This window comes from Myroides sp. ZB35 (assembly GCF_001865835.1).
Taxonomy (GTDB): Bacteria; Bacteroidota; Bacteroidia; order Flavobacteriales; family Flavobacteriaceae; genus Flavobacterium; species Flavobacterium odoratimimum.
The window spans coordinates 3,488,559-3,499,632 of record NZ_CP017769.1; the positions used below are offsets into that span (position 1 = coordinate 3,488,559).

An 11,074-nucleotide genomic window follows, 5' to 3' on the forward strand; every position below is an offset into this window, starting at 1 on the left:
TTTTTTTAAAATAAGCTAGAGCAAAAATGCTCTAGCCTAATTCTTAATTACTTCACTGATTTATTTTCTTTTACATATTCTATCGCCCATGCCATTAGATTTGCATAAAGAACACTGTTATACACTGTTGACCCTTGATCGTAAGGCTTACCAATAGGTGTTCCATCTGCTGTGTATCTAGATGGCCAAACATTTGTACTTGTGTTTGTCATAGTACCAACTACCCATCCTCCATCTCCGAAGAAAGCAAAACCTAAAGTTTTATGTTTTAATCCCCATGTATCACCTGATCCATCATTTCTAACAATAAGTGGGGTAAGCTCAGTATTTGATCTAACTCCATCAAAATACCATCCATTAGACGCGTCATTACCAATGTACTTGTCTTTTAAACTACCAAAAGGTCCTTTTACAATAGCTTCATCTTGAGCTGAATCTAAAACAGGATTAATCATTGTAAATCTACTACTTGCATTACCAATGCTCTGTCCTGTTAGAGATTCCATAAACTGTTTACTAGAGGTATGGGCAGTGTTTTCATCACTGATAATCAGTACTCCTTTTTCAGTTTTCACAAACCAATCAAAAACATTTAAAGTAGCTTGATTAGCATTATACCCAATCACATTATGGATAATATCTACTTTATTATTGATAATATAACTACGTAGAGATTCTCCTTGAAGACCTGTGGTTAACACTCTTATATTATTTACCTTAACAATCCCGTTTGGTCCGAAGTTTTTAATACTCTTTAAAATAGCACTTCCCGCATAGGTGTTTCCTGATGGACTAGCTCCATAGTTTACGTTTCCTAAGGTTAATATAACTATATCTCTATCTATTACATTAACAGTTGTTGAACATACTGTGCTTCCAGATTGACTATCTGTTGTAATCATATAGGTTAAACGTCCTGATTGTTTATAATTACCGGAAGGCTTTAACTCCACCACATACTGTCCTGGTTTATCAAAAGTTCCACTTGCCGAGAAACTCACATCATTTAATTGATTTGTTACAATGGAATAATCCCCTGGATAATCAACACTTATTTTTAGCGAAATACTATTTTTGCTAATATCTGTATCCACTAAATAATTCCCATTAACAACAACACTACTACACTCCACACTATAGCGAACCACTTGTTCTTTTACCTTTATCTCAGGGAAAGTAGTACAAATATTACTATTTAAAGCTGAATCAAAAGTTATTGCACTAACCCCTCTAGGTACTAATACTTCTTCTGGATATAAAGTTACGTATTGAACATCGTTGCGAGATTTATTAAAACTAAGATATACGTCTTTAGCTGTGTATTTAACCTGCGTATTTCCACTACTTGCGTGCATTGTTCCAATAAGCTCAATAGTGGTAGTTCCTGGAGCTAAAACTGTAACAGGCAATAAAATAGCATTATTTCTTCCAAGCTTAACATCTTGTTTGTACTCACCTCTAAACTCTACTTTATTATTTGGGTCATCACATAGATAATTATAAGATACTGGTTTTACATTAACTCTAGCCTTAACATTTGTAGGTGCGTTATTAGCACTTGAATTTGTAGTAAAATTAAATATGCTTGGGTTGCTTATTGGTGTTGATTTAACCGGAATTCCTTGCCCTACAACAGAGATTGTTTGGCTTCCTGTACTGGTAAACTCTCCTGTTCCATTAAAAGACATTCCATTTTCACTATTACTTGTAATTCTCCAAAAGCCCAAAGCAGTTACATTAACTGTAAGATCTATTCTGTTATCATTTGCATTTAACGGCACACCTATATAAGCATCCCAATTAGCTTGTACATCTTGAGGCTCTAGTGTAAAACTAAGGGCTGAAGACTTCACTTTAATACTAAACATACAATTTGTTGGAGCTGGTTTACCATTAAAACTAAATGATATTAAATCTCCACTTTGTTCATTAGCCTGTAAAGGAGTTCCTAAACCATCTAAAGCAATAGTATACACTCCTGTTGTATCAAAGGTTCCTGATTTAGAAAAAGAATAACCATTGTTACTTACCGCGCTGATATTAAAAGATCCTGGTTCTTCTACCTTAACAGTTATATATAATACATCTGTTTCTCTTAAGTATTTACCTTGAGTTAACATATCACTTCCAGAAGCGCTTAATTTTATAGCATTACAATTAGATATATCCATAATTGCAGGAGGTAATGATCCACAAAGACTCAACCATCTATTTCCTGTTTTACTCCAATAGTTAACACAATCTGTATCAATATTATAGATTGTAAGTCCGTTTCCTCTTTCTTTATCTGCAATTGAAATTGCATTACGCTGCGAGGTGGTTAAACGTGGTAATAAAAAACCTTTACTAACACTCTCAAGTTCTAGCACCGTATTCTCACTAGCGGCAGCACTGCTATTGGCCACACTACCATCTTTTATCTTTGTTGTATATAAATCATTTTGAGCAAATGATGTAGCTATGCTAAAAAACATAGCTACAATCAATAAGATAAATGAATTAATAGATACTTTATTTATTTTTATACTATTCATCAATATAATATTTGATTAATATTTAATTATTTCAATAATGCCTCTAAAGCCTCTAAACGCTTAGTTAGATCATTAACATCCTTTTTAAGGTCCTTAATCTCACTATCTTTTGCATTTAGTTCTTTTTGTTGATCAATTACATGTAGGAATAACTCCTCTGTTTTTTCCAGCAGTTGAATTGATAACTCAGAAACATTAAATGAGTATCCTGTCTCAGTTTTTTCTAAATCACTAATTGGTGTAATACCAGGTAAGTGTCTATTAGATTTAATATAACTATCAACCGTGTTTAGGTCATTAAACTTATAATCATATTTTAAACTAGAATATCCATCAAAGTAGCTTTCAAATACATAATCCGCATAGTAACTATTAGTAGCAGTAATACTACCATTAACACGTAGCTTCTCATTTGGAGCACCTGATTTTTCCTTATAACCAATTCCTACCCATCCCATAGTATAGATATCTTGATCATTTTTAGTTGCTTGTTGATCCTGACCTGTATACCAAGGCTCTTGAACTAAAACATCATATGATATAAAGTGTTTATTTTTCTGCTCATCAATATAAATTAATTCTCTTGTATCGGCTTTTGCCTCTAAAGAAGTTAATGTTTCTGATGATTGGAACATTTGATCTATGAAAATTGGAGAAATATTCTTTTCTTCATCTTTATAAATAAGAGCTGGTCGTCCGGCTTGTCCTGCATTTAAATCTTCCCCATACTTCGCATCAAAAGACAAAGATGTAAGAGTCTCTAGGCTACCTGATCCGCTTCCAGTTGCGCCAAAAAGTTCGCTACCTTTTATCTCTTTTTCTATTCCTAACTCATTTGTATAAACATATTTAGTGGCTTGGTATTCTCTTAAGGCTGTTTCTCCTTCTCGTTTAACATCAGTATGCTCCTCTAGATACTCTCCATTAACCTCTACCATGTAAACATACATATCATACTTAACAGCCTCTAGGGTAGTTTTAGTCTCCTTATCTTTAATCTCGTTAGTTAAGTTTACCTCTACTTTAGATTTATTATCCTTAATAACAATATCATCTCCAACCTTAACCACTGATACATCACCTGAGACATTAGAAATGAACTCATTTAAGGTATTTTTCACCTTATCAAACTTAACAAGCTTATCAAACTCATCTATGATTGTTTCAGAGACTTTAATAATAACATCATCTCTATTTCTTGTCTCATCGATAAAGTAATACTCTTTTAGATCAATATCTTCTCCATTTACATTATGTGTTCTATAACCTTTTTCTAATTCAGTTAAAGTTTCTGCAAAAACAACATCAGCCGTATTATTAGCTCCGCTATTAAAAACAAAACCAGCTTTAACTTTATTGGTATTTTCAGTATCCTTTAACACTAAACTAGCCACTGTAGAGTTTTCTTTAATAAGCTCAACAAGGCCTTTTGTATGTTCTGTACCAGAGATGTCTTTCCAAGTAAAGATAAAATCACCATCTTTCTCAACAACTGTTACCGTACCTGGGGCTGCCTCCTTCTCGATTTGGTTGATGATCTCTTTTATAACCGAGTTATCCTCAAAGATAGTTTTGCTATTATCAATAACTGATTGTACCACATCTATCTGAGTAACTACGTTTTTCTCGTTAGTATAGGTATACTTTCCTGTTAACTTATCACTAGCGTCCTTCTCTGCTATAAGAGTGGTTTCTGTTTCTGATAACTTAACAATTTCTTCAATGTTGATTTGTTCTGTTTTGTAAGTATCTCCATCTTTTACAGTTACATAGAATTTACCTCCTTCATAGGTCACGTTTCCTTCTACGTTATCTGTGATATACTTGTTTAAGATCTCTTGAACATTTTTATTGTTTATGATCTCTTGGAAATTATTCTCAACATCGCTAACAACTGAAATACGTAGTGGTTTATAACCTGCTAATGCACGCTCCTCGTTAAAGTAATCGTAGTTACCTGTGTTTTTTCCATCTTTTTGCTCCGCTACAATTGTTGTGATTGTCTCATCTACACTAACCGAGTTTACAAAGTTTTTCAAAAACTCATTAAATACACTACTGTTTTGAAGTAGAACCGTTAAGTCTAACTCATGAATCTTCTTGTCTTCATCTGTGTAAACAAGTAAAGCTTTATCATCTGTATTTGCCCCTGTTAATAAAGTTAGAGTCTCAAACTTAGATACAATCTCTTTAATTGTTGTTGTATGTTCTGTACCAGAGGTGTCTTTCCAAGTAAAGATAAAATCACCATCTTTCTCAACAACTGTTACCGTACCTGGAGCTGCCTCCTTCTCGATTTGGTTGATGATCTCTTTTATAACCGAGTTATCCTCAAAGATAGTTTTGCTATTATCAATAACTGACTGTACTACATCTATCTGAGTAACTACGTTTTTCTCGTTAGTATAGGTATACTTTCCTGTTAACTTATCACTAGCGTCCTTCTCTGCTATAAGAGTGGTTTCTGTTTCTGATAACTTAACAATTTCTTCAATGTTGATTTGTTCTGTTTTGTAAGTATCTCCATCTTTTACAGTCACATAGAATTTACCTCCTTCATAGGTCACGTTTCCTTCTACGTTATCTGTGATATACTTGTTTAAGAGCTCTTGAACATTTTTATTGTTGATGATCTCTTGGAAATTATTCTCAACATCACTAACAACAGAAATACGTAGTGGTTTATAACCTGCTAGTGCACGCTCCTCGTTAAAGTAATCGTAGTTACCTGTGTTTTTTCCATCTTTTTGCTCCGCTACAATTGTTGTGATTGTCTCATCTACACTAACCGAGTTTACAAAGTTTTTCAAAAACTCATTAAACACACTACTGTTTTGAAGTAGAACCGTTAAGTCTAACTCATGAATCTTCTTGTCTTCATCTGTGTAAACAAGTAAAGCTTTATCATCTGTATTTGCCCCTGTTAATAAAGTTAGAGTCTCAAACTTAGATACAATCTCTTTAATTGTTGTTGTATGTTCTGTACCAGAGGTGTCTTTCCAAGTAAAGATAAAATCACCATCTTTCTCAACAACTGTTACCGTACCTGGAGCTGCCTCTTTCTCGATTTGGTTGATGATCTCTTTTATAACCGAGTTATCCTCAAAGATAGTTTTGCTATTATCAATAACTGATTGTACCACATCTATCTGAGTAACTACTTTTTTCTCGTTAGTATAGGTATACTTTCCTGTTAACTTATCACTAGCGTCTTTCTCTGCTATAAGAGTGGTTTCTGTTTCTACAGATTTAACCGCTGCTGACCAGTCAATAACCCCCACACTACCATCTTGTTTTATATAAGTAAACTCTTTAGTAGTATCATCATAAACTACATTTCCAAAATCTCCTTCTAGTTTATTGATGATATTCTCTATAAACTCCTGGTTGTTTGTAATCTCTGTTATAAACTCTTTGTTTTCAACAAGTTTTGTTATAAACTCCTTGTTCTCTGTAAGATTAGTAACAAATACATCATTTTTAGCTATAGTCTCGCCTAGCTCATCAGTTGAAATAGAAACCACACCACCTTTTGAATCTGTGATTACTAAATTTGCTTTTGTATCATCAAAAGAAAACTTAGCGTTTACAGTATCTAGATCTGACCAAGATATTGGCTTAACACTTCCGTCTGTATCAATGTAGAAAAACTCATTCTTAGCAACGTCATATCCTACGTTTCCGTACTGACCTTCTAATTTATTAATTACGTTTTCTATAAACTCCTGGTTGTTTGTAATCTCTGTTATAAACTCTTTGTTTTCTACAAGTTTTGTTATAAACTCCTTGTTCTCTGTAAGCTTAGTAACAAATACATCATTTTTAGCTATAGTCTCTCCTAACTCATCAGTTGAAATAGAAACTACTCCACCTTTTGAATCTGTGATTATTAAATTTGCTTTTGTATCATCAAAAGAAAACTTAGCGTTTACAGTATCTAGATCTGACCAAGATATTGGCTTAACACTTCCATCTGTATCAATGTAGAAAAACTCATTCTTAGCAACGTCATATCCTACGTTTCCGTACTGACCTTCTAGTTTATTAATTACGTTTTCTATAAACTCCTGGTTGTTTGTAATCTCTGTTATAAACTCTTTGTTTTCTACAAGTTTTGTTATAAACTCCTTGTTCTCTGTAAGATTAGTAACAAATACATCATTTTTAGCTATAGTCTCGCCTAGCTCATCAGTTGAAATAGAAACCACACCACCTTTTGAATCTGTGATTACTAAATTTGCTTTTGTATCATCAAAAGAAAACTTAGCGTTTACAGTATCTAAATCTGACCAAGATATTGGCTTAACACTTCCGTCTGTATCAATGTAGAAAAACTCATTCTTAGCAACGTCATATCCTACGTTTCCGTACTGACCTTCTAATTTATTGATGATGTTCTCTATAAACTCCTGGTTGTTTGTAATCTCTGTTATAAACTCTTTGTTTTCTACAAGTTTTGTTATAAACTCCTTGTTCTCTGTAAGATTAGTAACAAATACATCATTTTTAGCTATAGTCTCGCCTAGCTCATCAGTTGAAATAGAAACTACTCCACCTTTTGAATCTGTAATTACTAAATTTGCTTTTGTATCATCAAAAGAAAACTTAGCGTTTACAGTATCTAAATCTGACCAAGATATTGGCTTAACACTTCCGTCTGTATCAATGTAGAAAAACTCATTCTTAGCAACGTCATATCCTACGTTTCCGTACTGACCTTCTAGTTTATTAATTACGTTTTCTATAAACTCCTGGTTGTTTGTAATCTCTGTTATAAACTCTTTGTTTTCTACAAGTTTTGTTATAAACTCCTTGTTCTCTGTAAGATTAGTAACAAATACATCATTTTTAGCTATAGTCTCTCCTAACTCATCAGTTGAGATAGAAACTACACCACCTTTTGAATCTGTGATTACTAAATTTGCTTTTGTATCATCAAAAGAAAACTTAGCGTTTACAGTATCTAAATCTGACCAAGATATTGGCTTAACACTTCCGTCTGTATCAATGTAGAAAAACTCATTCTTAGCAACGTCATATCCTACGTTTCCGTACTGACCTTCTAGTTTATTAATTACGTTTTCTATAAACTCCTGGTTGTTTGTAATCTCTGTTATAAACTCTTTGTTTTCTACAAGTTTTGTTACAAACTCCTTGTTCTCTGTAAGATTAGTAACAAATACATCATTTTTAGCTATAGTCTCGCCTAACTCATCAGTTGAGATAGAAACTACACCACCTTTTGAATCTGTGATTACTAAATTTGCTTTTGTATCATCAAAAGAAAACTTAGCGTTTACAGTATCTAGATCTGACCAAGATATTGGCTTAACACTTCCGTCTGTATCAATGTAGAAAAACTCATTCTTAGCAACGTCATATCCTACGTTTCCGTACTGACCTTCTAATTTATTAATTACGTTTTCTATAAACTCCTGGTTGTTTGTAATCTCTGTTATAAACTCTTTGTTTTCAACAAGTTTTGTTATAAACTCCTTGTTCTCTGTAAGATTAGTAACAAATACATCATTTTTAGCTATAGTCTCTCCTAACTCATCAGTTGAGATAGAAACTACACCACCTTTTGAATCTGTGATTACTAAATTTGCTTTTGTATCATCAAAAGAAAACTTAGCGTTTACAGTATCTAAATCTGACCAGTCGATATAGTTTACCTTTCCATCTTTTAAATAAAAGAACTGATTTTTGTCTTTGTCATAACCAACATTACCAAAATCCCCTTCTAATTTATTGATGATGTTCTCTATAAACTCCTGGTTGTTTGTGATGTTCTCTACAAACTCAATATTATCTCCAAGTTTTTTTATAAACTCTTTGTTCTCTACAAGTTTTGTTACAAACTCCTTGTTCTCTGTAAGGTTAGTAACAAATACGCTGTTCTTAGCAATTGTCTCGCCTAGCTCATCAGTTGAAATAGAAACTACTCCACCTTTTGAATCTGTGATTACTAAATTTGCTTTTACATCATCAAAAGAAAACTTAGCGTTTACAGTATCTAGATCTGACCAGTCGATATAGTTTACCTTTCCATCTTTTAAATAAAAGAACTGATTTTTGTCTTTGTCATAACCAACATTACCAAAATCTCCTTCTAATTTATTGATGATGTTCTCTATAAACTCCTGGTTGTTTGTGATGTTCTCTACAAACTCAATATTATCTCCAAGTTTTGTTATAAACTCTTTGTTCTCTACAAGTTTTGTTACAAACTCACTGTTCTCTGTTAGGTTAGTAACAAATACGCTGTTTTTAGCAATGGTCTCTCCTAACTCATCTGTTGAAATAGAAACCACACCACCTTTTGAATCTGTGATTACTAAATTCGCTTTTGTATCATCAAAAGAAAACTTAACATTTACAGTATCTAGATCTGACCAGTCGATATAGTTTACCTTCCCATCTTTTAAATAAAAGAACTGATTTTTGTCTTTGTCATAGCCAACATTACCAAAATCCCCTTCTAGTTTATTGATGATGTTCTCTATAAACTCCTGGTTGTTTGTGATGTTCTCTACAAACTCAATATTATCTCCAAGTTTTGTTATAAACTCTTTGTTCTCTACAAGTTTTGTTACAAACTCACTGTTCTCAGTTAGGTTAGTAACAAATACGCTGTTTTTAGCGATATCCTTAATCTCTAATTCAACTTTATTATTTTCAGTATCTGTAATAACTAATCTTTCTTGATCCTCACTAATTGTAAAAGATTTATTAGTGGTATCTGTAAAAGTAGCTCCTGACATTAATGGAGTCCACTTATTTTCAAACCAATAATAAAAACCAGCTTTTAAATTACTTGACCCTATATTATATACAAGCAAACTTTCTATTAGTTTTCCTTTTACAGTAGTATTATCTGTCTGACTTAATAAATTTACCCTAGGTAATAAAACCCCTTTATCAGTAGCAGTTACATCTAACATTGTTGCATCTGCAGGTTTTTTTGTTCCAACCCCAACTTGAGCAGTAACATAACCACTGAAGAAAAGTGCTGTTAATGGAATAATTTTCTTAATCATAATTTTACTTTTTTCTTATGAATTACTTCTTCATAACTAACTTTTGTAAAATTACACATAATACATTATTATTAATAATAAGTATTTTTTTTAGCAGAAAAAACAAAATAAAACCCTAAAACAAAAATTAATATTCAAAAAAAACCATTAATTAACAGATTAACTCTATTTATAAAAATTATAAATAACTCAGTTTGGTAATTCTTTTAAAAAAGAAAAATCACATATTGTCACACACAAACTAATGTTCTTTTTGTTATACTGCCTATAATCACACAAGGTGATTTATTGCACTTTGTAGGGATTTTACATTTTCTACAATAGATTTTTTGTTGTTTTTACAGTCAAAAACTACTCTGGATCTATTTTTTCGTCGTATTAGCATGATTATATACTTTTTTTAACACAAAAAAAACAGCCATTTTGGATTATGATTTTTTGATAATCATACATTCTCATATTAAGAATAATAACATAATAACTTAGTGCTAAAAGAGAAAAAAAAGTAAAATAAACCTATTTTTATTTGAGTCTATGTTACTTATTAATTGTTAAGAATAATCTAATATCTCTTATTAATACTTCTGTATTTAATTTAAACAAGCTTTTAATATAACTCTAATTCCTCTTGTTTTTAAAAAGCAAGAGTCTAATACTTGAGTGCTATAAACTACTGCTTTTTTTATTGAATTGTAGACCTAATACTTCTTCTATAAATTAGGGATACTCTTTTTTATATAGGTATCTCTATTTGTTTACTCTTGCGTAAGATTTAACGGTTATCTACATATCTAAATTTCCCTTACTTAGTGCATAAAAAAAGAGTCTGCCCCCATATAGAGCAGACTCCTTAATCTCTAGTCACAATCATCGTGTCTATGCTTGTGCTTATACTTTTTATTGTGTTTATTTTTATACTTATTACTTTTTCTGTAGTGATGTTCTCTCTTGTGATCATAAGGGTGATAATGTTTATAATGGTAATCACCTGTATTCCATTTCTCACGTTGTTCTACAGTTAAGATATCGCCTATCTGTATTCTGATTTCTTTGTATAACTCTTCTCTTTTGCGATCTAATTCATACTGCTTATAATGTTTAGAACTAGCCCAATGATTATATCTTCTCTCATAATCACTCTGATACTCCCTGATCTTTCTCCACTGACTATCTTTTAATCCCAGAGTAGTCACATCATCATACACTAGAGATACTAATCCCCCCAGATCAATACCGATACTAGTACTGCTCACTTTAGTCTGAGCACTAGCGAAAGAGGCCATAAGCATAAAAGCCCCTAAAATTACTTTCTTTTTCATATTGCTAACTGTTTTACTTTCAAACTATTATTTTGTTAGTAAGGCAAAATACCACTTGATAGCAAGACAATATTCAAACTATATCCTCTATTTATAAAAAGTACATAACAAATGAAATAAAATACCGCAATATTTCAAAAACTATTCACTAAATATTAACTATTCTATCATACTCTATTTT

The 11,074-nt window shown here is 32.0% G+C and carries 3 protein-coding genes; all 3 read right to left on the bottom strand.

The window, feature by feature from the left end:
- Positions 1-47: 47 nt before the first annotated feature.
- The gene (locus BK054_RS15490; protein WP_071307465.1) at positions 48-2,534 is read right to left on the bottom strand and encodes a hypothetical protein; all 2,487 of its coding nucleotides are present in this window, start codon (positions 2,532-2,534) and stop codon (positions 48-50) included.
- A 26-nt stretch (positions 2,535-2,560) separates the two neighbouring features.
- The gene (locus BK054_RS15495; RefSeq protein ID WP_071307466.1) at positions 2,561-9,574 is read right to left on the bottom strand and encodes a hypothetical protein; all 7,014 of its coding nucleotides are present in this window, start codon (positions 9,572-9,574) and stop codon (positions 2,561-2,563) included.
- Positions 9,575-10,431: 857 nt separating this feature from the next.
- Positions 10,432-10,893: a hypothetical protein gene (locus BK054_RS15500; RefSeq protein WP_071307467.1), complete on the bottom strand. Its 462-nt coding sequence runs from the start codon at positions 10,891-10,893 to the stop codon at positions 10,432-10,434.
- Positions 10,894-11,074: the final 181 nt, after the last annotated feature.